18 protein-coding genes are annotated in these 26313 nt (G+C 60.8%); 2 read left to right on the top strand and 16 right to left on the bottom strand.

Annotated elements, in window-relative coordinates:
* Window positions 1-70: 70 nt before the first annotated feature.
* The 15 genes from U1763_RS19700 to U1763_RS19630 all read right to left on the bottom strand — a co-directional run bounded on the left by U1763_RS19700 (window position 71) and on the right by U1763_RS19630 (window position 20174).
* Window positions 71-682 carry a DUF6927 domain-containing protein gene (locus U1763_RS19700; protein ID WP_332756624.1) on the bottom strand — a complete coding sequence of 204 codons (612 nt, stop codon included), beginning with the start codon at window positions 680-682 and terminating at the stop codon, window positions 71-73.
* A 24-nt stretch (window positions 683-706) separates the two neighbouring features.
* A complete protein-coding gene (locus U1763_RS19695) occupies window positions 707-1306 on the bottom strand; it encodes a hypothetical protein (protein WP_332756623.1) in 600 nt (199 codons plus the stop codon).
* A 257-nt stretch (window positions 1307-1563) separates the two neighbouring features.
* On the bottom strand, window positions 1564-2664 hold the full coding sequence (locus U1763_RS19690; RefSeq protein ID WP_332756622.1) for a phosphoadenosine phosphosulfate reductase domain-containing protein: 1101 nt from the start codon (window positions 2662-2664) through the stop codon (window positions 1564-1566).
* Window positions 2661-3584, bottom strand: coding sequence for an ArdC family protein (locus U1763_RS19685; protein WP_332756621.1), 924 nt, complete (start codon window positions 3582-3584; stop codon window positions 2661-2663). Before U1763_RS19685 ends, U1763_RS19690 begins: the two co-directional genes overlap by 4 nt.
* 140 nt (window positions 3585-3724) lie before the next feature.
* Window positions 3725-5800, bottom strand: coding sequence for a ParB/RepB/Spo0J family partition protein (locus tag U1763_RS19680; RefSeq protein WP_332756620.1), 2076 nt, complete (start codon window positions 5798-5800; stop codon window positions 3725-3727).
* A 114-nt stretch (window positions 5801-5914) separates the two neighbouring features.
* The gene (locus U1763_RS19675; protein WP_332756619.1) at window positions 5915-10144 is read right to left on the bottom strand and encodes a strawberry notch-like NTP hydrolase domain-containing protein; all 4230 of its coding nucleotides are present in this window, start codon (window positions 10142-10144) and stop codon (window positions 5915-5917) included.
* A gap of 201 nt (window positions 10145-10345) precedes the next feature.
* Window positions 10346-10879, bottom strand: a complete 534-nt coding sequence (locus U1763_RS19670; RefSeq protein ID WP_332756618.1) for a sigma-70 family RNA polymerase sigma factor — start codon at window positions 10877-10879, stop codon at window positions 10346-10348.
* Between the two features lie 192 nt (window positions 10880-11071).
* Complete coding sequence (locus U1763_RS19665) at window positions 11072-11521, bottom strand: hypothetical protein (RefSeq protein ID WP_332756617.1); 450 nt, start codon at window positions 11519-11521, stop codon at window positions 11072-11074.
* A gap of 53 nt (window positions 11522-11574) precedes the next feature.
* The gene (locus U1763_RS19660; protein WP_332756616.1) at window positions 11575-13605 is read right to left on the bottom strand and encodes a Druantia anti-phage system protein DruA; all 2031 of its coding nucleotides are present in this window, start codon (window positions 13603-13605) and stop codon (window positions 11575-11577) included.
* Between the two features lie 78 nt (window positions 13606-13683).
* A complete protein-coding gene (locus U1763_RS19655) occupies window positions 13684-15384 on the bottom strand; it encodes an ATP-binding protein (RefSeq protein WP_332756615.1) in 1701 nt (566 codons plus the stop codon).
* A 3-nt stretch (window positions 15385-15387) separates the two neighbouring features.
* Window positions 15388-16032 (bottom strand): hypothetical protein, encoded by a 645-nt coding sequence (locus U1763_RS19650; RefSeq protein WP_332756614.1) that lies wholly within the window; start codon window positions 16030-16032, stop codon window positions 15388-15390.
* 197 nt (window positions 16033-16229) lie between these two features.
* Complete coding sequence (locus U1763_RS19645; protein WP_332756613.1) at window positions 16230-18185, bottom strand: ATP-binding protein; 1956 nt, start codon at window positions 18183-18185, stop codon at window positions 16230-16232.
* Between the two features lie 115 nt (window positions 18186-18300).
* A complete protein-coding gene (locus U1763_RS19640) occupies window positions 18301-19386 on the bottom strand; it encodes a hypothetical protein (protein WP_332756612.1) in 1086 nt (361 codons plus the stop codon).
* Window positions 19387-19420: 34 nt separating this feature from the next.
* Window positions 19421-19675, bottom strand: coding sequence for a hypothetical protein (locus tag U1763_RS19635; protein ID WP_332756611.1), 255 nt, complete (start codon window positions 19673-19675; stop codon window positions 19421-19423).
* A gap of 172 nt (window positions 19676-19847) precedes the next feature.
* Entirely contained in the window at window positions 19848-20174 is a 327-nt protein-coding gene (locus U1763_RS19630; RefSeq protein ID WP_332756648.1) for a DUF736 domain-containing protein, read from the bottom strand.
* A gap of 816 nt (window positions 20175-20990) precedes the next feature.
* On the opposite strand from U1763_RS19630, the gene U1763_RS19625 reads away from it, so the two are divergent.
* On the top strand, window positions 20991-21824 hold the full coding sequence (locus U1763_RS19625) for a hypothetical protein (protein WP_332756610.1): 834 nt from the start codon (window positions 20991-20993) through the stop codon (window positions 21822-21824).
* Between the two features lie 50 nt (window positions 21825-21874).
* Window positions 21875-24208, top strand: coding sequence for a hypothetical protein (locus tag U1763_RS19620; protein ID WP_332756609.1), 2334 nt, complete (start codon window positions 21875-21877; stop codon window positions 24206-24208).
* A 155-nt stretch (window positions 24209-24363) separates the two neighbouring features.
* Here the strand turns inward: U1763_RS19620 and U1763_RS19615 are convergent, their stop codons facing one another.
* Window positions 24364-26211 carry an ATP-binding protein gene (locus U1763_RS19615; protein WP_332756608.1) on the bottom strand — a complete coding sequence of 616 codons (1848 nt, stop codon included), beginning with the start codon at window positions 26209-26211 and terminating at the stop codon, window positions 24364-24366.
* Window positions 26212-26313 lie beyond the last annotated feature (102 nt).

Below are 26313 nucleotides of genomic sequence, written 5' to 3'. Positions count from 1 at the left end.
TGTCGCGAGTTCGACGATCATGGCGGTGGAATGCACGCCGGCACCCCAGGCCGCAATGACGGGGTGGCGGTCAGTCACTGGCCGCTTCCCTCACGACGATCGCCGCATGAACAATGCGGTATGCCCGCTTGCGAAATGCCGGGATGCGGCAGATTGCGCGGCTCTCCGGGTCACGGAAGAGCGGCGTTTTGCCCTTGGGATTGGCGACCACCTCGAAACGACTGCGGTCGCTACCGTCGCTGAAGCGTATGGGCTCATCGAAGATGATGGTCTGCCCGGGCTTCGGGGTCGGCTTGGCCCAGTCGAGCTTCTTCGCGAGCAGGTTAGCGCGGCACCGCGCACGCCACGCCAAGGCATATTCGCTGTCCGTAGCGGTCAGTTCGTCGAGGATTGCGGCCGGGCACTCGCTCTCGTTCGGCCCGACCGTTTCATCCATATCCTTGTAGCCGAACGTGCAGCCGTCGCGCGCGCCGGTGCTGGTCTTGGTGAGGCAGACGATGCCGAACACGATCCGTTCGGCGTCGTCCGCGAGGCGCTCGCAAGCGGCATAATAGGTCGATCCGACCAAGGCGGACGCCAGCACGGTCAGGCGGTGCGTGTCTCGCTGGTAGGTGAACTGGTTGTCGAGATAGGAGCGCGGGGTGGCGTAGCCGCCCATATCGCGCATGAAGAGCCAACCCATGATAAGTCTCCGATGGCGTGAGGATCAGGCGGCAGCGGCGAGGCGCGGAGCGCCAACGTCGCCAACCGTCGCGGAGAGCCGGCGCTGGAACGTGGCTGCATCCAGCAGCTCGGCGATCGGTGCGCGTTGAACAGGGCCGGCGTGTTCGCCGCCCCGGCAGCGGTTGAAGGTGATTTCGCTGTCGGGGAGGAAGCTGTGCGGACGTACGCGGATCGAGAGATCGGCGTGGCGCAGCTCGGTCGTGCCATCGTCCGCGATACTGCCCATGTCGGTATCGATGCGGATGTCATGGGCCTCGAGGCCGATGGCCTCAGCAAGCGAAGCGAGTGCGAGGCGTGCCTGTCGATGAAAGGTCCGTTTAGCACCGACATCGCCGGAGACGCTGTTGCCGGCGATGTCGAGCAGCGCGGATCCGGCGACGACGCTGTTGCGGTTTTTCGCACAGCGCAGGCGCAGTTCGTTGGTGCTGGGCGCACCACGTTCGGCGACGGACGCCAGGTTGTGGATCAGCAGCAGGATCGACGCATCGCGGTCGATCGGCTTGCCGGCACGCCGGCAGTCGTCGACGCCCGCGTTCAAGGCATGGAGCGCTGCGGGCAGGGTGCCAAGCACCTCGGGAGACATCGGTATTGGGTGTCGTAGAGCATCGCTGAACCTCCTGAGCGCCAGGGCGCGCTCAAAACGCCGAAGGCTTCCTCTCCTCCCCCTAGAACAGAACAGGAATCGCGATTATATCTGGCCGGTTCATTTAAGGGAGTTTGCGATGACTGACGTTATGGTTCTCTTCACGATGTTCAGCGTCGCGATGGGCGCTGCAATCGTTGGGATCAACAATGAGCCTGCTATCGCGGCGGGGCGCATTCCCGATCTGCATCGCAAGTTTAAAATCGATCTGCGTTCGCCTTCGGCAATAGCGAGCGGTAGGGCAGCCAAGCTCGCGACCAAGATGGCAGCCGCAATGGCGATCGTCTCGATCGTCGTCCTCTTCGTTCAGCACCTTTCCGCCTGAGCTGGACCGGCCCTGCATGGTCGCCAAAGGCGCCGGCAGGGAGCGTCCAGCGATCCGCCAGGATCGAGAGACGCCAGACCGGATCATCGGCTCGCGCCAATTCGTCGGGATGGAGCGTCGCAGCCGGGAACGCCGTGCCGCGATCAGCGAGCTGCGTGACGGTGAGCGAGCGATGGATCGTCTTCCCGGTCGCGGCTTCGCGAGTCGCAACCCGTCGGAAGGCGGCAGGGAAGACGAGCCGGAGCGTCGCCCATTGGTCGGGCGAGCCGAAGATCCAGGCTCGGCAGGACAGGCGGCCCCAACCCAGGACGTAGGCCGGGTGGGGACGGATCCGCGCTTGCGCGATCGCGTCCCAGATCAGGCGCTCGGTCCAGTCATGGACCGGGCGCCAATGATCCACCGCACGGGCGAGGGTGGAGGTGCGATGCGGCTCGGGTGTCGCATAGCGCGCACGCGAGGGACTTTCCTCGGCGCGTTCGCCGGTGATGACGAGCGTGCGGCCGTCGAGGAAGCGCGGCTGATTCCGGATCGCGGCCGCGAGGACGTCGATCTTCAACGCGGGGCTGCACCAGCGCACTCGAAGATCGGGAGACGTCTGGGGAAAGAGCCCGCGCGTTTCGGCAGGGCCATTGCCCCCGGCACGGCCGATGCCGGTCGGCGTCTCGAACGCGATGGGCGCGGTCGGCGCGTCGGCGCGCGCCAACTCGCGCGCGAAGCCGCCCTCGCGCCACGAGACGTAGAGCGCGATCCCGAAATGATCGGCGATCGCGCGGACATAGGCGGGGGTGCACGGCCAATCCATGAAGGTCGGGCCGTGGCCATCGACATCATGGTGATGCAGCTCGATCGCGTGTGCCGGCACGCCGAGGCTGAGGAGGTGGAGCAGGGCGGCAAGGCTGTCCTTGCCGCCACTGAATGCCACGACGAAGCGCCGGTAGGCGCCGAGGTCGGGGAGGGCGGCCGGAGCGGTCATGCTGCTTCACGGACCTGTTCCTCGGGTTCGCCCAACGCGTCGAGGCCGGTCGCGCGGAGCAGATAACCGGCTGCCGCTTCAGCCTTCGCCGCGGCGGTCATGATCGCGCGACTGTCCTTGCGCAGCACCTTCAACCACGAGCCGATATAGGCGGCATGGTCGTCCATATGTGAGGTCGGGAGACCGAGATCGGCGCCGAGCAGCGCTGAGGTCATCTCGGCGCAAAGCTCCTCGAACGCATAGGCGTCGTCGCCAAAACTTTTGCCGAACGTGCGATCGAGCCGGTCGGGATGGCCGCTCCAGTGGCCAGCCTCATGGGCGAGCGTCGCTGCGAAGTAGGCGCGCGTCGAGAATAGCTCGACGGGCGGCATGGTGATGCTGTCGGCGGTGCGGTCGTAGAACGCGCGATCGCCGCGCATGTGGACCGTCGCCGGCAGCGCATCGAGGAAGCGCTGCGCGCGCTCGGGCAGCGCATCCGCCAGGGGCACGATGCTGACAGGGCTCGGGTAGAAGTCGGGAGACAGCCCGTCGATCTGGTCGCAGTTAAACACGGCGTAGGAGCGCAGCACGCGCCGCATCTCGTCGCCCGTGTCGCCGGTGACGACGGATTCGACGGTTTTGCTGTAGGATTTATAGAAGATCGCGATCTGCGACCGCTCGCCCTCGCGGACCTGGCCACCAAGAGCCTGCGCCTGTTTGTACGTCATCCACGTGCGCGAGTTGTAGCCTGAGCCCTCGGCACACAGCCACAGCCAGAAGCAGTTGATACCCTTGTAGGGGTCGCCGGTCGCGCGGAGTGGACGGCCGCCAAGGCCGGGCCGCCACGGCTTGACCCAGGGACGGACCCCGGCTTCGAGCTTGTCGATGATGGTGTTGGTGATGATGTCGGCAGGCGAGGGCTTGTCGGTGGTCTGTGCCACGATCGTTCTCCTGATTAGGTTGAGGCAAACCCGCGTGAGCATCCTCCCCTCTGGAAGGGGACGGTGCCGAGTCACAAAAAGAGGGGCGACACTCCGCAAAGAGTGCCGCCCCCAGTTGCCTCGAAACGAGCAAGCCGGCGTCAGGCCGCTTGGCTCAAATCCTCCTCTTCCTCGTGATCGATCACTGCGTCGTCACCGGAGTCGAGATCGGTATCCTCTTCCTCGTCCGGATCGATGCCGGTCTCGTCGTCGACGAAGCTAGAGCGCAGTGGCGTGCGCGCCGCCTTCTCTTGTCCCTCGAAGCGCATAGCTTCCGGCAACCAGGCCGTCGCATTCTCGCGGATCTCGGCTTCGACGATGCCCTGGCCGTTGCACAGCGAGGCACAGGTGCCGGCAAGGTCGCCCTTCTTGGCGTCCTTGTAGCGGCCGCGCAGGATCGGGCCTCCGATCTCCTCGAGCGCGTCGAGCATGACTGTCTTCTTGACCCGGCCGAAGAAGTTCTCGGCCGTCGGGCGCCACCAATTCTCGACCTGGATGTCGAGAAGGCGTCCGAGATGGTCGTGGAAGCCGTTGCTCCGATAGCCCTGGGCGACGTTGAGCGTCGGTTCGAGAGTTCGTGCTATCGAGAACGCCACCCAGGCGCCCCGGACCTCGTCATCAAGCGCCCGGAAGGCGTCGAACCGCTCGGTCATGGTCGTGTGACCCGCCCAGTTCGTGTCGAGGCGCTGGCGCTGATCGTCGATCGTCTGCGACGCCATCGAGCCTTCGTCCCGGAACCCGAAGATCGGGAAGCCCGCGGCGCCCGACTTCAGTGTCGAGTGGTTTGGAATGTGGTTCTGTTCGAACACCACGTTCTGCGCCATCAGGAAGATGGTCAGGTCGAGCGCAAGTCCTGGGTCGCTGGCGATGTGTGCGACGAGGATCTGGCGACGCTGGGTCGCCAACTCGTCGATCAGCGTGGCGCTAAGCTTGGGCCCAGCGTCCGAAATATCTGCATTACCGGTATTACCTGAAATTCCAGCATTGCCCGTACTGCCGACTGGAGTTGCATTAGGGTCGACAACCGGCTTTTCGCTGAACAGACGCGTGTGGACGCGGGGTTCACCGTCTCCCCCGATATAGACGAACGTGCCGATCTGCGCTTTCAGTCCGGGATCGATATCGTGGCGGCTATCTTCGATCGTCTCCAGTTCGCGCTCGATCGCCTCGATGCGGGCTTCAAGCGCCTCGGCTTCAGCGCTGCCTTCGGAGAGTTCCTGTTCGAGTTGGACGATCAGGGCGTCGTTCTCGCATCCCAGTTCCTGGACGCGCGCGGTCTCCTCCTCGGTGAGGGAGCGTGCGGGCGCATGATACTCGTGAAGCTGGCGCTCCAGGTCGTAGGGTACGTGCGTCGCCGCGATCGGTGTGACGAACGCGAGACCATGGTCTCGCGCCAGCTCGGCCGCAGCCGCTTCCAGTTTCGAGGCCGCGAGCGTCTCGATCAGGTCGACGTCGATCCAGTTCTCATCGCCTTCCGTCGCGAACAGATCGCCCTCAATTCGACCGCCTGCGGCGACATACGCTTCGCGACCGACGAAGCGGGCCTTGGCGTCGTTCGCCTTGACGGTGCCATTGAGGATCGCGCGACGAATATTGTCGGGGTTGTCGCCGTAGTAGGCGCTGCTCATCTGGGCGAACACGCGGGTTTGGCGGTCGACGTCGGTCGTGACGGCGTACGCCTGCGCAACGCCGAGCGTGATCTCGCCGGCTGCGAGCGCCTCGAACACAGGCGGGGCCAGCTCGGCAAGGCGCACGCGCTGCTCGACGAACCGGGTGGTCACGCCCTGACGCTTGGCGACGTCCTCGGCGGTCATGCCCTTCTGGATCAGGAAGTTGAACGCGGTGCATTCGTCGGCCGGATTCATCGGCACGCGCTGGAAGTTCTCGGCTAGGCTTGCCTCGATCGCGTTGTCGTCGTCGCTCAGCACGAGGACGGGGACGGCGTGGTCAGCGGGGAGGGTGCCTTGCTCGATCAGGAGCTGGAGAGCGCGCAAGCGGCGACCGCCCGCCTTCACGGTGAACGTACCCGCCTTCTTCAGCGGAGTGACGATCAGGTTCTGCAACAGCCCCTGGGCAGCGATGTTGGCGGCGAGAGTGTCGATCCCTGCGTCACGATTGGATTTGCGGACATTGTCCTTCGACAGCGACAGGTTCTTGACCTTCACGGACTGGATCATCGGTCGTCTCCGTTTGGAAATGGCGCGCCGCGTCCCGCGGTCACGCGAGCCTGGTCCTCCAAGCTCACAAGCCGAAGGCTCCCTCCCCTCCCTCTGATGATCGGGAAGAGAGCCTCATTCGGGGCAAGCGGTGATGCGGTCGATCACGGTCGCGGCAGTCGCGATGGGGACGAACATCCGCGTCTTGTGCTGGATGATCTCGGTGAAGCACCCGGCCGCCTTCAGCTCGGCCAACCGCGTGTGCGGCCAGTCGAGCAATTCGAGGCGCTGCTGTCCTGCGACCAGGCTGCGCTTAAGCCGGTACGCACCGAGCGCGGTGATCTCAGCCGTCCCCATGACGTGCTTGGCGGTATCGGCACCCGGCACGGTGATGGTGGCGGCGATGCCGAAGGCGCCCGCGAGCTTGGTCACGAGCGGGGCGGGGACGATGCGGCCAAGGAAGGACTGGCCTTCATCGGTGTTGAGACGCCAGACCTGGACGTGATCGTCGGGCAAGCGATCCCAGACCGGCAGGAGCAGGCCGGTGACGAGGTAGAGCGTGTTGGTGCGTATCTTGCCCGACATCTCATCGACCTCGGCCTGCCAGAACGCGGAAAACGCGGCCTCACTGGCATCTTCCCACATCGTTTCAAGGAGAAGATCCTGCCGCATCCGTTCGGTGCGCGTCGGGCGGACCAGCTCATAGCGGCGCACGATCTCGCCATCGTCATCGGTGAGCGAGTAGGTGCTGCACCGGATCGCGGCCTTGCCCGACTTGCGGTTGACGATCGGGCGGGCGTCGTCGCCGAGGATCCGCAAAGCGCGATCTAGCGCGAGGGGCTTGTAGCGTTCCTCGGTCTCCAATCGAAGGATCTCGGTCTCGGCACCGCTGGTCTGGTCGCGCCGGATGACGGTGCGATCGAGGATCGTGATGCGCTCGGCGTTGATGCTCTCGACGCCAAGATCAAGCGTGCCGGCCTCCTTGGCCGCCTCGATCCGCGCCTCGATCAGCCCGAGATACTCGTCGAAGATCGCGTTCTGCATGGCGATGCGCAGCGCGAGGATGCGATTGAGCCAGCGCTGGATCGGGGGCATCTCCTCCTTGAGCCCGCCACCTTCGCCCTCCAACTCGAGGCCGGTCAGTTTCTGGAACTCGTCCAGCGTGGTCGAGCGCAGCTTGCCGTTGGCGAGCAAGCGAAACCACTGTTCTAGCGAGTCCTTGGCATAGTCGCTTTCGAGGTTGTCGCGCGGGTCGAACAGGCCCTGACCGCCGGTCTGGCGCTGGCCGCGAGTGAGCGCGCCCAGGCTGTCGAGCCGGCGCGCGATCGTCGAGATGAAGCGACGTTCGCCCCGGCAGTCGGTCGACACCGGCCGGAACAGCGGTGCGGTCGCCTGATGGGTGCGGTGCGTGCGTCCAAGCCCCTGGATGGCAGCGTCAGCACGCCAGCCCGGCTCGAGGAGGTAATGATTGCGGCGCGACTGGTTTTCGCACGTCAGGCTCGCATGATAGCTGCGGCCGGTGCCGCCAGCGTCGGAGAAGATCAGGATCTTCTTCTGCCCCCGCATGAAGGCGTCGGTTTCGGCGAGATTGGTGCGCGGCGAGCGGCTTTCGACGCGCTGGCGGCCGTGGGCGTCCATGATGACGCGCCGGCTGCGCCCCGTCACCTCGGCAACCGCGTCGGTGCCGAAATGCCCGATAACGTGATCGAGCGCGGATCCGACGATCGGCAGCGCGCAGAACTGCTCAAGGAGATTGTCGCGCATCTCTAGCGCTTCCTGGCTGAAGACGGGGCGGCCGTCCTCGTCCGACATGGGCTCGGAGCGCGTCTTGCCGGTGTCGTCGACATAGGTTTTCATCTGCCGCACCGGGAAGGCGGCCGTCAGATAGGACACGACGAACTCGCGTGGGGAAAGCTCAATGTCGAGGTTGGCGCGTTCCTCGACCGTCAGCGCGGCAAGCGCACGGTTGAGCATTGCCTCGGACGTGGAGACGAGTTGGATCACGACGCTCTCGCCGCGGTCGAGATCGGCGCGGATCGCAGGGATCAAGGCAGGCAGCTTCATGCCGATCAAAAGTTGGCAGAAGAAGCGCTGCTTGGTGGATTCGAAGATCGACACCGCGGCCGCCTTGGCGCCGCTGTTATAGGTGTCGTTCGAGAAGCTGTCGGTGATGCGGGTCGCGTCCAGCGCGGCGCGCACGTTCGCATGGATGATAGCCCATGCGTCGGCATAGGCATCGTACACCTCGATCTGGTCGGGGGTGAGATTGTGATTGAGGATGTCGTACTCGACGCCAGCGAAGCTCAGGGCGCGAGCGACGTAGAGACCCTGCATCTTGAGGTCGCGGGCAATCAGTTCCATCGCCGCGATCCCGCCTCTGCGCAGGGAATCGACGAAAGTCCGGCGATCGGCAAATGCCGTGCCCGGACCCCACAGGCCGAGCCGTGTCGCGTAGGCGAGTTTGTTGACGTCGGACGCACCTGTCGCGGACACGTAGAGGACGCGGGCGCGGGGCAAGAGATTCTGCAGGCGGACACCGGCAATGCCTTGGTCCGATCCATCCTTGGTGCCGAAGCGGCCTTCGCGGCCTTCGCCGCCTGCGACGCCGGCCATCTCATGCGCCTCGTCGAACACGACCATGCCGTCATAGTCGTCGCCGACCCATTCGAGGATCTGCTTGAGCCGCGTGCCCTTGTCGCCGCGATTAGAGCGCAGCGTCGCATAGGTGAGGAAGAGAATGCCATCGCCGGCGCCGATGGGGGTGCCGAGCTTCCACTGGTTGAGATGCTGGATGTCGAGCGCGAGACCCCCCACAGCGGTCCAGTCGCGACGCGCGTCCTCGAGCAGGGTCTCGGTCTTCGTGATCCAGATGTGCCTGCGGCATCCGCGCAGCCACTGGTCGAGAATGATCGCGGCAACCTGTCGGCCTTTGCCGGCGCCGGTGCCATCACCGAGGAAGAAACCGGTCCGGTAAGGACGGCCATCCTCGTCGAGGCTAAGCGACAGCCCCTCCTCGACGGGTTTGAACAGGCCGGGAATGTCGCGCTCGAAAGCGTCGCCGGCATAGATTAGCGTCTCCAACTGGGCGTCGGAGAGTGTCTTCGCGTCAACGACGGACTGCGAGAGGGTAGGGGCGTAGGACGGCCGTGGCGCGGTGATCGAGCCCATGGCGATCGACTCCACCAGCGCGGTCGGATGCGCGGACGCACACGGGATGGCGATGCGGCTCGGTCGATAGGGCAGGTACACGCCCACGGCCTCGCCGGTCGGTACCGGCTCGGCGAACACGGTGTAGTCGATCGGCGTCGCGATCTGCGACCGCACGGCGCTCGCAGTTGGTGCGCTCAGGCGAGGTTTGTTCGACAGGCCGCCAAGCAACAAGCTGCGTCCGCTCGGGCGGCCAAGCAGCGAGGACGCGAGCGTGACAGGCGCGCTGACGGGCGGAGCGGCGATCGCCGCGAGAGCCTCGGCGAGTGTAGCGCAGCGGATCAGGTCGGCAGGCATGCCAGTGCCTTTCTCCAGCACCATGATTTTGACGGTCTGGCTGGTGCCATGCTTGGCGTAGGCGTTCGCCGGAAGTTCGAGGTGCAGGGTCAACGTGCAGCCCTCGGTCGCCTTGGCCCAGGCGCGGCTCGACGTGTCGACGCGGGTCGGCAGGATGGCGGCGCAGCGGCCTCCGGCATCAAGACGCATCAAGGCGGCGCGGAGATGCCGGAAGGCCGCCAGCGGGTCGGCGTGGCGTCCGATGCTGCGCGAGAACGGGGGATTGATGAGGACGGCCGTGGGGCGGACGCTCGGCGCCAGCAGATCGTGAACCAGTTCGGCGTCGTGACGGGTGACGGCCACGCCGGGAAAGGCGGCTGCGAGCATCTCGGCGCGGGCCGGATCGATCTCGTTTAGGATCAGGCGCGCACCGGCGCGATCCGCGAACACCGCGAGCAGGCCGGTACCGGCAGACGGCTCGAGGACCAGATCCGTGGGGGCGATCCGGCCAGCGAGCGTAGCCAGGTAGGCGATCGGGGCAGGGGTGGAGAATTGCTGGAGTTCGATCTGCTCCTCGCTGCGGACGGTGTGCGTCGGCAGACTGCGGACCAGCGCGGTCAGCGCGGCGAGGCATGCGCCGGGATCAGTAGGAAGATCGGCCTTTGCGAGGTACATGACCTGAGCGAGTTCGAGCATGTCGTAGGCGTCGCGAAGCGACCAGCGACCATCGGCCGAGGAACCGCCATAGGCTTCCTCCATGACCCACAGCAGCGTGTCGCGCTGGAGCGATCCGTTCCTGGCAATGGTGTCGGCGACTGCTTTTGCAGCGGTGATCGACGGTTCGGTGAAATTGAGTTCGAGAGCTACGCCTGAATTGCGCATGATGGGTCTCCGGTTTGTCGCCCGGTGCTCGTCACCGGATCAACAAGCCGAAGGCTCCCTCTCCTCTATAATTGCGCTGTGCCTCTCGAAGCTTACGGCTGGCGATCAAGCGTCTTCGATGCAAGGGCGGATCCCGAGCGTGACGATTGGCTGATATTGCCGACCGTCACGCTCGGTCTGCCGGTTTCCGGGCCGCGTCAATTACATACGCAAATGGGCCAAGGCGCGACGGGCAACGCCGAGTACCTCGACATTACGCTGGCTGATCCGCGCCTGGGTCACGCCTTCGCTTTCTGCAAATTCGCGCTGAGACTGATCGCGATAATAGAGGGCCTCGACCAACGCGGCAGGCTTCGAGGGCAAGCACTGGCGCCACGCCGAAATATCCGCAGCCGCATTGTTCATGGTGATCAGGTCAAGGGTTGCGTCTTCCGCCTCCCAAGGCTCCGGTGCGACCTCGTCGGTGGTGTCATCGTCGGGGGCTTCGCCACCACCCCAGAAGCGCTGCTCGGTCATACGGGCATTCAGCAGGGCGTTGTAGATCGCCACCTTGGCGTAATTTTCGAATGGCCCCTTGACCGGGTTATAGCCGTTGCGCGCGCGCAGGAACGCCTCAAGAGCAACCTGCTGGGCATCGTCCTTGTCGAACATGCCTGTCGCAAAGTTGCGGGCGGTTTTGTTGATGTAGGTCTGCCAGTCCTTAGGGACTGGGGGCGTCGAATTGGTACGGGCCATAACTGGACCTCCCACAGGGTGACGTCACACCGAATAGTGTGGCGGCGCAGGGAGGCCATCATCAGGTTCATCGACCTTGCCATGGACCCACTCTTGGAGCCCGGCTTGCAGAAGAACCTCCGCTGTCACAGTGTCAATACCACGCAGGACGAATTCCGATAAGGGCTTGGTAACCAGATTCCGCCTCAGCGGTCAGTGCGTGTTGAAATCGTTGTATGGACAGCTCAACGCAATCGCGCAGTAAAGCTCCAGCAAAGCCTGACGCGTCTGATCCGTCTCCTCGATGCAGCGATAATCCATCGCCCGCACGCGCGCTTTGGCCGCGGTGAACGATTCTGCAAAAACTGTGTCCACAGCCAGGTTTTTTCGGCTTCCGGCACCCGTCGAATAAGCGGGCGTCACCATGCCGGTCGCCTCGCGTGCCGGCCGAAAGGCGAAAACTGCCTGATTGTGCTGCGATCCGGCACGGCAATGTTGTTCGACGCGGTTCCGCAGATGGTTGGATCGACCGGCATAGAGGTGCCGGTCGCCTTCGCTGAACAGGTACACGCCCTGGGTCGGCATATCACGCGGCAGGCGGCCATGGCTGGTAGGCGATGTTGCCAGGAGGCGTTGGAAGGCCGGATGGAGTTGATCGATCACACGAGCGAACCGGGGATCCATACCGTCCTAGCCCCGCTTGCCCGTCGGCACGATCAGTCGGCCTCGATGGGTAGCAAGAATTGGCCATCCGTATCGGCATGGAGAGTTGCCCGAACGCTGGTTGGTCCCAAGCTCTTAAGCGCTTGCAGGGTTTCCGGTCGAGCAATCCGCGTCAGAAGCCAGCGGCGACGCCATGCCGCAGCAATATCTACGCTGGCGGCAGCTGCAACGGGTTTGCCGCCAAGACCAACCAGCGCGGTGCGCGCGCCGGGCGTCAGTTCGCAACCATAGAATATCCTCGGGGTCGCGTGATGCAGGATCGCATCGCTCTTCAGACCAAGCGCATCGAGTCCCTCGCGGATCTGGCGCAATCGTGGGCTGGTACCTTCACCGAAGCGGTTGTTGACCCGGCGCGAATCATGCCGGGCAAAGGCCATGTTGCGCAGCGCATGCGCCGTCTCGTTGCCCAGATGGAGTGTGCCGTAGCCACCTGTCAGGCTCTTGCCGATTGCCCCCCACCGGAGGTCGCATGGCAGCCCGGGATGATCAGCGGCCCGCAGAACCAGTCGGTTATATTGGCTGGACCCCACACCATAGAGGCTGGTGGTCGTCACGATCCGCAGATTTGCCGACCGGCTGACCGGGCGCCCAGCCATCTGCGACGTGATCACGCTGATCTGGCCGCCATACCGCCGTGCATAGGCGTCGCGGACATCCTGTGAGGCGAGCAGCAAGGCGACGAGTTTGCCTCCCAACAACTCGTTGTATGGATGAACGGCACCGCAAATGCTGACGTCAGCAACTTCGCTGGACAGGCCGGCCTTGCGGAACTCCGCCATCACGATGTCTATGGCACGACGTCCGTCTCGTGACTGAAACAGGCGCTCGAGCGCCTGGGCAGGCCAACGCTTGAGCCGCGCGGCGCGAAACGTCTGCTTGGCAAACAGTAGTTTTGCCAGACTGTCGGCGCGCTTCCGAACAAAGAGCAGATCTTCTGATGCCGCCAACCAGTTTGCGTCCGGCGTGGCGGTTTTCAGCGTTCCGCGATGCGGCCGAATGGTTTTGCCGTCACCCAGTTGCTGTTCATAATGCGCGCGCAATTCGACCTCGCGCGCGAACGCGGCACCGGCCGCTCGTTGTTCTAAGCGCAGCGCGACGGTTTGGGTCGGCGTTTTGATCTCAGTGGCCGAGGCAAGATCGTCCCAGCGAACCTCGCCGAGCGAAGCATCGACGCGAGCCAGCAGTGCCTCGGCCAGTTCAACGGCATCCCATTCACCGGTTTCGACGCGTTCCTGGGCAGACTCGCGTAACCAGCCGATCCATGTATCGCGGGCCGTCAGACGCATGACGGGGCTGGCAAGCATGGCGATGCCCATTACCGGGCGGTTGGGCCGTGCCGCGTTACGAATGAGAACGAGCATCTGGCGCCCCGGGATCGAACGATATTCGTGGGCCCAGGTGTGCCGGAAATACCGCCAGATATCGATCAGCGGCAAACCTGTAACGGTACAGTTGACCCCGGCTTCGCAGACCTCGACAACGGGATCAACAACCTTAGCCAGCGCATCTTCGCGGTCGTCGGCCGGCAGATCATTGATCTTGGCAAGTGCCTTGGCGAGATCGGCGCCATCGTCGATCAGATCGATGATCGATGTCTTGCCGTGGTTCTTGCGTACGCGTCGGCGTTCGGAGCGCTCGAGAAAAGCCCGCACCGATGGTTCGGCGAGTTGGCGACGGCGCGCTACCTGCAGAGCCTGACGTACGCGTGCCTTGATGTCGTCAATCGACTCCTCGCCCTTGGCGGTTAGACCAGGAGGCAGAAATGATATCGCACCGGCCTTTGACGTTACCTCCCATCCCTGCTCAGCGAGGTCGGCGACAAGCAGAAGGATCGCACGCAGCTTTAGGCTATCACCGTCGTCGATATAGCCTCGGGCAAGTGCACGCATCGCGTCGGCGAAACCAGGCAAGGGAGCGGCGCCAAAATCAATCGCCTGATTGAGCTCGTGGCGTTCTTCGGGCGCGAGAAACGGAGAAAATGCGCGCGTTTCACCGGGACCGTGGATTTTGTCGTTTGCGGTCACCCAGCCTCCAGAATCAAACGGGCCGCTTGCGCGGCCCCCGACCCTTATCGCATCATGACCGTAAATTAGCCACCTCGATTAGCCTTGCCAGAGCGCCGCGCCGACATCCTCATCATCGCTGGCGATGAGGTGAGACGCCATCATGCCGAGCGCCTGTTCGAGCCGTCTGGACCAGAGAGTAACCTGCCGAAACAGGTCGTCGTGCGCGCGCTCACCGGCATCCAGAAGCACGTCGCCATAGCAGAACAATAGGATTTCAAGCGCCGAGCGAAACTCCGCGGTCGTGGAGGGGGCCTGATAGAGATCCTCATAGAAACGGTGCGCGGTGTTGATGTGCAACGATCGTGCGCCGGCATGCCGATCCACCCGGAAGAACGGCTGTCCGGGCAGGGTTTCGAATTGGAGGCGGTACGGAGACACCCGCAGGCCAAAATCATATTGGTGCTCGTTCTCTGCCGTCCCGGCCAGCCTGATCACGCCGCCCATGGCGCGTTCGGACAATAGCCGTTCTCCCGGCCTTGGACTGAATGCGGCCAGCCGTCTGGCGAGCTTGGCATCCTTGACCCTTGCGCGCAGTTGCTCAACGGCCTTTGGAACACCGGCTTCGCGCAGCAGATCCCAGATGAACGTTGAAACCGTCACCTGCTGCTTCGAAGTCGTCACGCCGAAGGCCTCATCAAGTGTTGCCGAAAACTCGATCTCCACCTTGATATAGCGATCATTGTTGATGAAGCTGGTCCACGGTGCCCGGGTCTGGACGTCGATCAGGCGGCCATTCCGGCTGAAGATGATCCCATGATAATCTTTGAGAATGGCAAAGCGGGGGTTGGCATTGAGGCCGACCGCGTCGCGCTCCTTGTCAACCGACCCGAAGCTGGGCGGTAGCCACGCATACCGCAGCGTCATTGCGCCGCGATAACCCCCGGTATCGGGATCGCGGACTTCAATACGGATCGGATCAAACGCGTTGGCGCGATCGGTGTCGAGATCGTACAGATGGAACTCAGGAGTGAGAAACAGCGGATCAATCGGCTCGACATATTCATTGTCGACATAGAGCGCCGCTTCACCGCGGAGCTTATGATAGGTCACCCCGAATTGCCGGCGTAGATTCTCGCGCAGGCCTTGGGTCGTGGCCCACTCCAGCCGATCGAGTTTATCGATCAAGATCACGGTCCCCCCGCGCCATCCACGTGGATAGGCAAGGGCGATATGGTCGGTGACGAAGCCCGGTAATTCGGCGATGCCAGGCTCCGGGACAACGATCTCACCGCTCAGATCGGTATAGTCGCCCGCGGCCAGGTGATCGAGGTCCAGGGTCACGGCATGAAGGTCGCCTTCAGTAACGGCCGAGTAGACGGTAAAGCGCCGGCCAAGGCTGACCGAGGCGCAAGGCAACCCATAGCCATAACGGCCCAGACCAGTGCGATCATCCTCCCGGTGCGTGCCGCCCCACATGACGGCCATGCGGATCATGTCGGGTTCCATGCCGTGCCCGTTGTCGATCACGGCAAGCTGAACAGGCTTTTTGCTGGACGTAGACCCGTCATAGCCAAAGACGATGTCGATGCGGTCGGCAAACGCCTGGAGTGAATTGTCGATCAACTCGGCGATAGCGTCGCCATTGCTGCGATACCCGAGATCGCGGATGCCCCTGACAAACGCCTCAGGCACCATCAGTCCGTATTTCGAGCGCTCACGCCTGACTTGGGCGTAAGCACGTTGTGCGGCGAGCACGGCACTGATGCCCGCACCACGCATCGACTGTAAATCGGTCATGGATTAGGCTGCCGATCGCCACAATGCGGTGAAGGTGGTCATCTGTCGGTGCAGCGCGAACCGCGACAGACCGACACTGTGGGCGGCGACTGAAACGGGCGCATCATCGAGGTAAATAAGCCGAAGCGCCTTGGCGACATTAGGCGGCGCCCGACGCAACGCCCATTCCGCGTCGACCCGGTCCTCGCATTGTTTGATCGCAGCAGCAGCGGGATGGTTTTCGAGAAGGTCGAGATCCAGATGCCGATCACCTACCTCGCCAATGGTGCACCGTTCGATGGCCTGACGGTCGGCAATACGGCCGATATCCTCGGCCGCGACTTTCGGGAGCAGCGTATCAGCCGGCATCCGTCGCGTCCGATGACCCGGCGGTGCATAATCCGCGCGTACGATACGGATCGCGGCGAAAATCGCGCGCCGAAAGACCGACAAACCCGAGCGGATCGTAAGCGCATCGGAACCAGCCGACATCAACTCAGCAAAGGCCTGACCAAGCACCTCTTCATGACGGTCTTCGGGAAAGTCGGCGCAGAACCGATTGGTGATTGCCCGACAATAGCGCGCTGCCTGGAGCCCGAGACGCTGCTGATGATAAGGGCGCTGCAAAAGCGCGGATTCGATGAGAATATTGAGTGTAACGCCGCTCATGACGGAGTCCTCCTGTTCGCTGCTTGGACCTTCAGAAATTCAGCTTGAAGGCCGTTGCAGCGTCCGGGGGACATGACGGCTCATGGCCGCGCCTACACTGGTTTCGAGCTGGTACGCTTTACTTGATTACGCCACCTTACCAGGGCAACGTTTGCCTGGCCAGATGGTTACACAGGGGCTCTCGCCCCTGTGTCAGTCTATTCTGCTGCTTGCCGTTCGGCTTGATCTGCAATGTCGCCGGTCGCATCGGTGGATTCGGCCGATTCTTCATCGATCGGAGCCATTTTCTGCTGGAGCGAGGTATAGGCGTCCGTCAGGAAGTTGCTCCACGCTCGTTCACGCTGGGTCACATACCAGTTGGCGGTTTCCTCATTTTCGACCGCCAATTCAGCGCGTGCCAAAGCAATTAGCAGGATATCGAGCGCCTGCTTTGCCTGTCCGCCATGCGGCATGCTGAGAAGAGGGCTATACAGCGTCTGAAAGAACGGATGCTCCCGGTTGATGAGCACGCCGACCTGGGATCCATTTAGCCAGTCGGGCTTGTAGAAAGGTCCGCGTGGCTCGTCATAAAAGTCGATCACATAGGGCCGACGCTTTGCTTCATCCTCTAGTGCCTTCCGCGCGGCATCGATCGAGCTTTTATCGACCTTTGAACGCTGGGTGACGCTTTCCTCCAGGTTCTCGCGCACCATTGCCTTGAGCCGCTCTGCCACGCGTGGCTTTTGCCCGGCCATGACGTCAGCAGCAGCTGCCGCGGTTTCCGCAGCAGATGGCTCGGCGCTCTTTTCGGCTTTTGCGCTCTCTTGCTTGGCACGCTCCTCCTTGCGCATCTTGCGCTGAAAGGTCTGCTCACGACCAAGCTGGTCATCGATGTCCTCGGAGGCGAACAGCCGCCAAAGATCCTCCATCGGTCGAACGGTCTGCTTGTCGTTGGTGATGCCGAACACTTCGTCCAAATCGGGATCGAAGCGAACCTCAACGCCCCAGTGATAAGCATAGGACTGGAGTAGCGGCCAATCGCCCAGCCCCTTGGACTGATCCTTTACCGACTTGGGGAACACGTCGACCGTCTCGATCTCGCGGCCGGCGCGAACAAAGGACATTCCACGCCGCGTCTTACGGATTTCGAACCGCCGATTGGCATCGCTCGTTGCCTTCTGTCCATTGGCAGCCGCCTCAGCAAACCCGTAAGGGAAGCGCGCCACGCGCACATAAATCGCACCGGCAGCTTCAAGATCGGGATCGCTGCGGTCCAGTTCGGAGAGGTCGGCGACCTTTGACAGCCCCGGTATGCCGGTTTCAGGATCTCGTGCGTATTTGACCGCGATGTTGTAGTCCGCGCTCATCTTGGATCCGCCCTTTGCCTCGTCGAGGTAATAACGGGCGTGGGGGGTCAGGAAGATCGGATCGACAGCGGCGATCTTCGTTTTATCGATGAACAGGTCGACCTTATCGAGCAGGTAGCGATAGGTGACGCCGAAATCGTCGAGCAGATGCTCTTTCATCAAGGCTGGCGTGCGATAGCTAAGGCGATCAGGCTCAACCCAGACAACGACTGTACCGTGCTCGAACGCCAGACCGGCCTTGTCGAGATAGCTCTGGACGAACGCTGGCAGCGGCGCATCTACAGGGGCTTCGATCGTATGCAGCCCATGCTGACGGACGCGGCGTACGTCGAGGGTCGCCTTGGTGATCGTCAGCGCTTCGGCGGTTTTGGTATAAACCTCGACAAGCTTGGTTTGATTGATCGAGGCGTTGGGCAGACCGAACCCAAACTTGCCGATAAAGGCTGGATCGTCGAAATGGGTGCCGGATCCCCAGGAAAGGGCATAGCGAGCCATCTTGGGAAGCATGCCCGACCCGTTGTCGATGAAGGCCATCGCGTGGATCGATTCCGAGCGCTGATGTGCCTTCAACTGCTTGGGCCGTTCGAAACAGATGTCGATACGGGTCGCCTTCGCCTCGATCGCGTTATCGACGATCTCGCGGGCGGCAGCAGCGGTGTTACGGTAACCGCTGCGACGTTGGGACTCGAGCGCTTGCGCTGCGTTGAACAGCGGGAACGGGAAATCGTCCGGCAGTTTGGCGAGGTATTTTTCCTGGCGCTCGACTTCGGTGAGCAGGCGGTCGTCGGCGTTGGTATCGATCTTCATGATGTCCTCCTTGGGTCACGGCGCATGGCCGCTGGTGGCATTCCTACTTAGACCAGCCTGGACGCGTGTTGTGCGGCAACGACCAAAAAAACGAACTCCGTGCGAGGGTCTGGGTCTACGGCTTACGAAAGGACGGGAATATAGCGGCAATGCCTGCCAGAATCCCAAGTGCGATCATCACGATCGCTGTGCCGGGATAGAGCTTGTTCGAAGCGTTGGCGGCGATCATGGCGGGACCAGCTGTTGCGATGCCGATGGAAAGCGCGCGCACTGCCGCCATTAGTATTGAACCGCCAAAAACCATCTGCAGTGAAATGTCCTGACGCGCCTGCCCGTCGATATCGCCGGCTGCGGACAAGAACAGTCGGAAGCCGCTGACGCGACGCAAGACCTCTGGCTCCTCGGCAAATATGAAGCGCTTCACGTCGTAGCGAGAATCGATCACGCTGCGTGTCGTTGAAGCGAACTGGAGTGAATCGTCGTTTGCCTCAGCGACGAGCGTAAGTTCCTCGGGCGGCAGCTTAACACCTTGTAAGTCAGGCTGCTTCTCGAAAAACCTTAGGCAGTAGACCTCGCACTCGTACCGTTTACCGGTTCTGAGCATGAAGGCACCTCGGTCGATCCGGTTTGGGGCTGGCCAGGTTCCGAACCAGCTACGACCGCTAACCTCGCTGATATGCCGGACCGAGAAGAAGGCAGTCTGCTCGGTCGCAAATGAGGCATAGCGACTCAAGCTCTGTGCGGTCGTTTCAAATGCATCGAATGACCGGCGTTTGTGAGGACGCGGGTCAAAGTCTGCGGCCATCCCATAAAGTTCGTTCGCCGCGCCAGCGGCACTGGGGAGGCGGCTGCGATCGGCGATGGTCATCGCCGATCGCAGGTCTGTGTCCGAAACATTCGCCGCAAATGCATCGGCGGCTAGCGTCAGGATGTAGGACGTTCCGACCTGTTCGGCACGGATGATCCGCGCAAACCGTACCGGCACGAGCCCGTACGGATCAGCAGCGCTACTGTCCGCGACGTAGCAGATGAGTGCGAGTTCGCCCGCCAGTTCCCCACGGGGAACTTGGGCGCGAACGTCATCCGCAAGCCATTTGGCGCTGTAGCGAAACTGCATCTGGCCGCCGTGCGGCAACGCCAACATCCGAATAATGTCGTCGGCGTAACGCGAGCGTGCCGATGATGAGAGAAAGACGATCACGGTCGCCCCCTTTCACTATCAGCTGCAGTTGCGCTCAGCGGACGAAATTGGGTTCGCCAGGCTTCGGCTCCCATACCAGGTGGATCCAGCCGGTAGGGACATAATGCGACAGGCCCTGTCCATCGAAGATCCGATGTCCGCCGCTCTCGCTGACGTTGAGCATCGCAGGGTGTTCGATCCGCACAGTCGCGCCGGACTCAAACTGATACTCGCGCCAAGCCTCGCTCGATATGTCGGTGAACACGAGATCGCTCTCGTTTTTGAATTCCAGCGCCGGGGCAGTGGCCATTACGTTGATCCGATCTCTTTCTGTTCTGATATGTATAACGCTAACGAAGCCAGTTTGCAGCCTTCTTCTCGTGCCCACGCGATGAAGTGACTCACCCGCGCGTTCCAACCGCGATATTGGTGTTCAATGCGCCAGCGATAGGCCGCGCCCGGAAGGGCGCGACCTATCAGTGTCATTCGGCGCTGCGTCGGCTTGAGCGCGACCAGATCAGGGAGTGGGTCCCGCCATCCGCATCTTCGAACAGGTTGGCGTAGATTGGAGCGATGAAACTCGGGTCATCGAATTTCAGGCCAAGATAGCGACGACCTTCGCTCGAGGTTTTGGCCCAGCCGGCGCCGATTTCGGCGCGCCCAACAGTTATCAAATGAGTGGGTGCGTTTTCGCTGGCCCGGTGCTCATCGGGCGTGATCCGGACGTTCTTGGCTTGGACCGAGAGCGTGACGATTTCACCGATGAATGATCCGTCAGCGTTCCTGGTGAATGTGCCGATGCTTGCCATTTTGCGTCTCCACTGGTCGAACCCGCGACCATCGCGGCCTCGATGGCGTCGATGAGGCTGGGACGAACGCGCGCGCAGGCGCAGCCCCACAGCGTCAGCGAAGGACGGCGGAGGCGGGATTTTCTTGATGCGCGAGGAATGGCGCTTCGCGCCAGGGGAAGAAAATTTCGACACAGCCGTTGCGCGACAAGCGTTCGAGGCGAAGCCGTTCTCGGCTAGACCGCCAAATCGCAAAAGGCTGTGTGTCGCACGTTTTACCGGGTGGCCATGGCTTTGCATGGTCCAGAAGGTCACCAGCAGAGTCGGGCAATCTGAGATGAGATCGGATGCGCCCAATCAAATGCTTCGTACGATCTGCGTACGAGTTAAAGACCGCTATGATACGAACAAACTTCTTAGACTGTATCAACAACTAGGATGGACGCCACGCAACGCACCTGAGCAACTAAACCTTCAGGTGAAATCGGCACTGACCAGGTTATCGCGATGGTGGCCAATCAATCAACCAGAGGTAGAAGACCTTACACAATTCTAAAGTGCTCACAACATCCTCTGAAACTAAGGACATAGGGCCGCGTGTCATCAACACCCAGCTATCCAAGGCATGCTTGATTTTTTACCGTGTACGACAGCGCTTGGAAGATCAGCAAGACCTATCATCCGGACGGAAGTACTGTCTGGCGGCTGCCGGCCAGTCAACCCGTTTCACTCGGCCGCCTAGGTCACCACCTACACCTACCGCGATTACGTTAGGGCATAGTCAGATGGGAAATGCCCCGGCTACAACATGCCCGCCTGATCTGCTACCGGTCGGCGATGACTAAACACCGATATGATCGTGCGGTTTCTGACCCGTCAGTTTCCAAGTCGACGACAAGCCGCCCACCCACGGCGGATTTTAGCAAGCTCATCCGCGAACAACCCGCCGGTCTAGATGAGTTGCCGTCGGTTCACGTCAGCGATGGCCTAGGCTTTCGTTCTATTATACGCGACGGGCAGATTTCTGCAGAACCTTGCCCGGTCTTCGATGAAGAGCCGCTTGTCTATCTTTTTTACGGAAGGCCGTCCTATCGCGTGAATAGCCAAGTGATGGCCTCGGCAATCCGCGCCTACGCGCCTGTCTGCTTCGTCTTGAAGCCGGGTGTAGTGCGGTCGCCGACACGTATTTTTCCTTTCGACAGTGGAGCATTCCACAATGAGCTTTTCCACGCGTCTATGCATCGTAAGATGGCTCGCGAGGACTTCGCCCTCGAGCCCGATCTCGCGTCGCCCCAAAGGTTGATCAACCTTTTTTTTGGTGACAACGTAAGCTATTACGATAATAAGCCGATCGCCGACGTCGAATTGCCGCCCCTAGCTTTCGAAGCGTCATGCTATCATGGGCTCATTACTGATCGTCAGGAGAATATCTATGACGAGCGCATCTCCTCAATCGAAATCCAGGTTGGCGAGAACGTTCAGCTCAAAGACGCGGTCGAAGCCGTAGTCTTACCGGACGCCTTCCTGGTGAAGGAGGTTGCAGACTCCCTTGCTACAATTGGTGCTGAAGCCATTCCCTATGCTTTCATCGACCGCCTTCGGCCCGAACTCTATGCAGCGACGATGTACCAGATCGTACGCGATTATTACCGCCGGCGAGGCCACCTCTGAACAGCGAGACCAACACGTATAGCCTTTACGGCGCGTTCAACCCTGTGGGCGTGTTGCCTGGCTTTGTTGTGCCCCTGTTTGTGAGCAAGGCGCCAGACAATCGGCTCTATACGCAGGTCATCGGTTCGGACGACCACGTTCGCAGCTTCGAAGCCGTCGACATTGGCGATGTGGCGGTCACGCGTCACAGTCAAAATGGTGTTCGTACACCCGGCGACCCAGCTTTGTGGGCATTTCAGTTTCAGGATGGCACCTGCTCGATCGACTTAAGGTCAAGCCTACGCTCGACGATCATTGAGCAGGAGCATTATTTTGCGCCGTTGCTGCGTGTCCAGGTAGCAGCCTTCTTCGAAACGGACGACCTTGCAGCTCGATTGGGCGACGCCCACGCCTACTTGACTCAGACTGCGCCCCGCTCGGCAGGTTTGTGGCGTGACCTAGTAATCTTGCTTCCTCGCATACGCCGCGCTGTGACCGCAGCGGCAAATCGACCGACGGCACAGATCTACTCTTCGATCGGGACTGTGGACATCATCAGCCATGGTAAAACGCTCACGATCGCTGTGCCTGCCAGCCTTATTGAGACGATGGGGGGCGAACTTGCCTTTTCAAAGGTGCTTTCACCCCTTGAACCAGTATTCGACGCCCTTGGTATCCGTCGCCTCGATATTCAGCAGCGAGCGATAGCAGTGCCGGTTCAACCGCAGGTCGCGGCGCTTCCTCCTAGCGGATTGACACTCGTTCACTGCCTTCGCGATGTCCAGCACGCACCCGCTCGAAAACTACGCGAGGTGCGGCATCTTAATCCGCCAGACCTGGTTGACGATAATGGTACCCTTGATCGTGCGAAACTGCCGGCCGGGCGCGATTTGGTACTTTTGCTGGTCGAAGATCATGAGGAACAGGTGCGAGCGGCAACCGTAATTGCCCAAGCGATGACTGGGCGTAGCGAGACGACCGCGGCGCTTATCATTCCACGCACCGAAAAACTCGATGGCCAGCGCGTTTACCGCCCCATTCGACAGACAGATGCCATGTCTGCTTTGGCCAGTCACTGCCGTTGGGTCGCCTATGCCAGCGACGTCATTGATTATGACGATGACCTTTCCGAGCCCTTGGCGTCGAATCCGCATTACGACCGCCAGATCGACGACGTGGCACGCTGGACACCCCATGCTTTACGGGCATGCGTTAACGCGGATGTGTACGGCAACGCGGCGCTAAGGGCGCTGGGCAGTGCTACAGCGCGCTTTGGGAGTTGTTCTGTTTCGAGCGCGTCATCGCGGGGCAAGGATGCGGCGGACGCGGCCGCAACGGCCGCGCTGACCGCAAGTAGGCGTACGCGTCACCCGGCCGTTAGCGCTCAATTGATCGTGCTGGTCGTATTCCACCATGGCACGCTCGATGGTGATCAGCGCGACGAAGTCGAGCGCGCTGCGTTTGCTTGTAATCCTGAGGCCAAGATCATGGTCGTAGAGGAATATCGTGAGATAATGTTTAAGCGGGTCCGGGTAGTTGCCATAACCACTGGACACCAGCGCCCGACCGGACCAGCGTACACGCCTCCCGCCAGACTCATGCCGCTTGTTCGCGCCGGCTGGCGAATCGAACCCACGCCCTATCTGGCTCACTGGCAATTTAACACGGTCGCACATAACGGGTTTTCGTATGTCTTGCGGTTTGAACCCGACATTACGGTATCAGCCGACAACATTGACGAAATCATCGCGACGACGTCGATGCACCATGGCGAGGTAGCACTTCTTGTGAAAGCCATTGCCGAAGAGAGTTTGGTCAAGCGTTTGCTGTCCGCTGGTATCTTCTGCGGCGTCATTCGTCAGCGTCACACATTTGAACGATTTGGCCGCGCTCCAGGGGTCGCGATTCGCGCCGCGCTTGCCGGTATGTCGAGATCCGAGATTGCGAGCCGACTTCACCATTTTGCCGGTGACTATGTCGTCGCCGGGCTTTGGCGCCTTATTCCTCACTGGCAGCGGCACGGCCAATCGCTTTACAGCCAGTGGATGGAAGGCGATTACGGGAAGAAGCCTATTCTCGATCAATTTGAACTGTATCGTGTGACTCAGGACGAAAATTGGTTTTTTCGAGGCGTTGTGAAGCTCACGCCGAAAAAACCGAACGTGCCGCCACTGTCCTACGCCTTTGGCTTTGCGCTAGAGGATAAAGGGGTGCGGCTGACCAAACTAAAGCCTCTCGCTGGCGAGTTCGATATTCGAGCAGACGCACGGCGACGCTTCGAGGAGAGGTATTACAAGCAGAGTCGGCGCCATTTCGGTAAGAGTTCATCCACGCGGGTCAACTCGACCGAACAGACCGGTATACAGTTGTCATTTCCGGGATTGCCGGACCTTACTGACGATTGACGAACAGTACGATCATATGCTGACCGATAATTACAATATGAGTGTTTTTTGCTCTGCTAATGCGCGCTACACCGTGTGACCAGTCACCTAATGTGAGTTTATCTGCTAAAGGAAAAATAGTCTTTTTTAGCAAGCGTCAGTTTCAACTTACGACGCTAACCGCTTTCCGCGTCAGCTGCTGCACGATCACTCATTGCATCATCATTGAGTAACTCTTCCAGCGCGTGGCTCAAGCCTTCTGACCAGTTTTTTCGTTCCGTCCGGTAAAATGCCTCGCGCTCATTCTCCGCGTCAAGTTCCGCGTCGGCCAAAACGAACAGAAGCACTTCTAATCCAGCCTGTGCTTCGCCAGACCTTTGGTAAACCTTTTCATAAAAGGGATGTGCCGTGTTGATTGTTAGCCGTTTTTGAAGACCAAGACGCTTTGCCTGGAAAAACGGCGCTTCCTCAACGGCAGCAAATTCGAGATCGAACAGCCGCGCGTTGGTTTCCTTTTTAGCGGAGGCTTCTGCCAGCTCGATGGATATCTTTCGAGCATTTGCCATTGCCCACGCATATTCATGCAGCGCCTTCTCTGCCTGAGCTCGCTTTTGCGGGGATAGTGAAGCGCGGGCTTTGAACTTCTGTGCCGCTTGCATGGCGCTTGCGCTAGGTCGTGAGCGATCCTTATACTCCGACGTTGGCTTGCAAGCGTCTAATACTGATTTCATGCGCTTGAACTCACCGCGCATATCTTTAACGAGTGCTTGTATCCCGCCACTGTCCCTACCGCTGACCTTGAGCTTCTCCCACATCTTTTCATCGATAACGATTTGCTGCTTAGAAGTCGTCAGCCCAAAGAATTCATCAAGCGCCGGGTCAAAGTCGATCTCGATCTTGATGTTGGCGTCATAGTTTTGAAACTTAGTCCATTCTGGAGAAACTACATCAATCTGACGTCCTGCCCGACACACTAGGATGCCGTTATAAGTCTTCATAATATCCCAACGCCGACCAGTTTTAGCGCCCTTCTTCCCATATTCGTTGGGGTCTGCCAGTTGGAAGTTAGGCGGCAGAACGGCCGCGCGGATACGTACAACACCCTTACCAAAAGCGCCTACTGTCTCAAACGCAGCCGTCTTGATCTGCTTCGACCTGACGTCTGTCTCATCGCCGTAACGCGCGTCAGGAAGAAGAAACAATGGGTCTATAATTTCGGTCGCGTCTCCTGCGATAAATATCTTCTTATCCTGAAGCGTATTGCGATATATGACACCAAAGTGTTGAAGTAATTTGACTTTCAGGCTCTTGCCGCTGATCCAGCCACCCATGGTTTTCAGGCGGTCAAGTGTCTCTAAAACGACAATGGTCCCAGAGCCGAACTCGGTTACATCCAACTTTCCGTCAGCGCTATTCAACCACAAGGGCAATTCGGCAAGCTGCGGGGCTAAGAGTTCGTCAACACGGTCATCGTCACCTGCAGCGTTACCCAACGCCTCGAGATCGACGTGCACGACATACCATTTCTTACCTTCGGTTTTTGAATACACCGAATAACTCTTTGCCAGACTGACAGCGGCACTTGGAAGGCCGTAGCCGTAACGCCCGAACCCCTGCCTATCATTTTCACGATCGGTTCCCCCCCAGCGCACGGAATGGCTGATCATCTTCGAGAGCATCCCTATGCCATTATCAATAATGGCCACCTGGCTTGGCGGGGACCGCTCCATCTTCCAATCGACATCTTTCATACGGATATCGACGGTATCGGCCCCGGCTTGAAAACTGTTGTCGATAAGTTCGGCGAGCGCCCAAGCGGGATTTTTATACCCGATTTCGCGCATCCCGCGGATGAACGCATCGGCGAAAACAAGACCCAGCTTTTTGCTCTTTTTGTCCTCTCGCGCCAAAAAGCGCCGCTGCCGCGCGAGCGGATCAGTGGCGTCGTCGATTATCTGCTCTTCTGGCTCGCTGGGTTTGGGCTTGATCCGCAACTTCAACGGTGCACGTTTGATCTGAACCATAGAATCTCCTGCGATCGACCGCGGTACTGCGGCTGCAGCGAGGCTCTTGAGCCAGTCTAACGAGTTGCCTTGGACCCCATCTTGGAGCCCGGTGCGCGCGAG

This window comes from Sphingomonas sorbitolis, from assembly GCF_036663875.1.
In the GTDB taxonomy this organism is placed as follows: Bacteria; Pseudomonadota; Alphaproteobacteria; order Sphingomonadales; family Sphingomonadaceae; genus Sphingomonas.
This window is presented reverse-complemented; position numbering and strand designations above follow the sequence as displayed.

Bases quoted from the DNA above. Each gene is read 5' to 3' on its own strand.
- U1763_RS19615 (WP_332756608.1), bottom strand. From the start codon at position 26,211: ATGGTTCAGATCAAACGTGCACCGTTGAAGTTGCGGATCAAGCCCAAA.
- U1763_RS19670 (WP_332756618.1), bottom strand. From the start codon at position 10,879: ATGGCCCGTACCAATTCGACGCCCCCAGTCCCTAAGGACTGGCAGACC.
- U1763_RS19650 (WP_332756614.1), bottom strand. From the start codon at position 16,032: ATGAGCGGCGTTACACTCAATATTCTCATCGAATCCGCGCTTTTGCAG.
- U1763_RS19680 (WP_332756620.1), bottom strand. From the start codon at position 5,800: ATGATCCAGTCCGTGAAGGTCAAGAACCTGTCGCTGTCGAAGGACAAT.
- U1763_RS19635 (WP_332756611.1), bottom strand. From the start codon at position 19,675: ATGGCCACTGCCCCGGCGCTGGAATTCAAAAACGAGAGCGATCTCGTG.
- U1763_RS19655 (WP_332756615.1), bottom strand. From the start codon at position 15,384: ATGACCGATTTACAGTCGATGCGTGGTGCGGGCATCAGTGCCGTGCTC.
- U1763_RS19630 (WP_332756648.1), bottom strand. From the start codon at position 20,174: ATGGCAAGCATCGGCACATTCACCAGGAACGCTGACGGATCATTCATC.
- U1763_RS19625 (WP_332756610.1), top strand. From the start codon at position 20,991: ATGACTAAACACCGATATGATCGTGCGGTTTCTGACCCGTCAGTTTCC.
- U1763_RS19645 (WP_332756613.1), bottom strand. From the start codon at position 18,185: ATGAAGATCGATACCAACGCCGACGACCGCCTGCTCACCGAAGTCGAG.
- U1763_RS19690 (WP_332756622.1), bottom strand. From the start codon at position 2,664: ATGACCGCTCCGGCCGCCCTCCCCGACCTCGGCGCCTACCGGCGCTTC.
- U1763_RS19675 (WP_332756619.1), bottom strand. From the start codon at position 10,144: ATGCGCAATTCAGGCGTAGCTCTCGAACTCAATTTCACCGAACCGTCG.
- U1763_RS19700 (WP_332756624.1), bottom strand. From the start codon at position 682: ATGGGTTGGCTCTTCATGCGCGATATGGGCGGCTACGCCACCCCGCGC.
- U1763_RS19695 (WP_332756623.1), bottom strand. From the start codon at position 1,306: ATGTCTCCCGAGGTGCTTGGCACCCTGCCCGCAGCGCTCCATGCCTTG.